This window comes from Stenotrophomonas sp. P5_B8, assembly GCF_054049855.1.
The window spans coordinates 1-1,071 of sequence record NZ_JBFULO010000733.1; the positions used below are offsets into that span (position 1 = coordinate 1).

Sequence of the window (1,071 nt, forward strand, 5' to 3'; positions counted from 1 at the left end):
GCGCATACCTGGCCGGCACAGTACCGTTTCGTTGGCAAACTGCAGGCCGTGCCCGATGCCGTCATTCCAGCGACTGGGTTCCAGAAAGTAAAACTCGCCCTGGTGGGAATCGGTGTCAACCGAAACGGGAATGGCAGTCTGTTCGCTCATGGGCTTCCATCATGGATGCGGGGTAGAACAGTAAACCGGGGCAGGCGGATCGTAACGTGGGCGGACACTGCGAACAAGATTGGTGCGCAGCTTGGCATACCCACGCGAGGCTACGTCACCTGTTCCGGGCGCCTCGTGCGGAAATGCGGGAGGTGGCAACGCGGACGCCGGCTGGTCTTCAGTGTGTTGCGTCGACCGGTTGAACCCAAGGCCGATAGCAGACCATCGGTCCGCCATGGCAACCTTCAAGAGACCGAAGACGCTTGGGAAGGCCTGGCGTCGTGAGACAAGGCGAAGATGAACTCGGTTATTGCCAATGAAGTGATCTGGGGGCAGCGTCCCGATGAGGATGCGTTCATGATCAACATCCAGATTGGTACGCCATATCAGGTCGGGGATGATCCTATGGAGTGGGCTTGTCCGGTGGCGGTACTGCCACTTTATAAGAAGCTCCACGACGCCCATGGGGTCAGCTCGCTTCATGCCCTATGCCTTGCCTCCTCGTTGGCACTTGAGGTGCTTCAAGGTTTCAAAGAGAAGGGCGGCGTCCTGTTCTATTCGCCCGGCGAGGACGTCCCACTCGAATCCTATGCGTTCGGAATTGCGATGAAGCAGGTTAGCCGCTGATGGGTGTTTGAAACTGCAGCCGCATAGCTGTTTGGCCAGTGCCAAAGAATGATTCCTCGTGGCTGCAAGCGGACGCGTGCATCTCGATAAGGCTGTCCGCTTCATGTGTCCGCTTCCGGCCAAAAGCAGACCCCTAAGTCCTCCATCTCTGGGCGCACATCATGCTTCACGCTGATGCAAACTCCAGGAGTTGCAGTGAGGATGCATAGGAGAAGCTAGCCGTCAGCCGCATTCCGGCACTTTGCCTGAGCCGACTTAGTAGAAGTCGGCCATTCCCCGTGTATACGCCTGGTA

1 protein-coding gene is annotated in these 1,071 nt (G+C 57.7%); it reads left to right on the forward strand.

The features are described from left to right. Positions 1 to 447: 447 nt before the first annotated feature. Positions 448 to 777 (forward strand): hypothetical protein, encoded by a 330-nt coding sequence (locus ACXJKH_RS21100; RefSeq protein ID WP_457322300.1) that lies wholly within the window; start codon positions 448 to 450, stop codon positions 775 to 777. Positions 778 to 1,071 lie beyond the last annotated feature (294 nt).